Origin of the sequence: Peribacillus aracenensis, assembly GCF_025175645.1 — a bacterium.
GTDB classification, from domain to species: Bacteria; Bacillota; Bacilli; order Bacillales; family DSM-1321; genus Peribacillus; species Peribacillus aracenensis.
In genome coordinates, this window is record NZ_JANZMJ010000113.1 from 1 (window position 1) to 431 (window position 431).

The 431-nt window shown below is 40.4% G+C and carries 1 rRNA gene; it reads left to right on the forward strand.

The features are described from left to right. Positions 1–89, forward strand: a 5S ribosomal RNA gene (rrf, locus tag N0M92_RS29255); the annotation flags it as partial. Positions 90–431 lie beyond the last annotated feature (342 nt).

The following is a 431-nucleotide window of genomic DNA, read 5'->3' on the forward strand; positions in this document are numbered from 1 at the left end:
CCCGTTCCCATTCCGAACACGGCAGTTAAGCTCTTCAGCGCCGATGGTAGTTGGGGGTTTCCCCCTGTGAGAGTAGGACGCCGCCAAGCCATTTAAAAGATCAGCCATCCGGCTGGTCTTTTTTGTTTCATAAGGTCGTGAAAAAATATGAAAACCTTTAAGGCTTTTTAGGATATCTTCAGCTCTGTCCCACTAATGTGTGTATTTTCCTTAAGCAAAGCGGACCCTTGAAGCCATTCTTGATCTCACTTTGAGAGAGGAAAATATTTATTGTGAAATGTGTTGACTTTATGCCAGGAAAAGCTTAATATAAATAAGCACCAACTAAGACAAACGAAAAACTTCATCACTTTCGGCAGATTGCTGAAAGAAATAACTATTGACTTCTTACTATGAAAATGATAAGATGAAATGGTCGCTGAAAAACACAG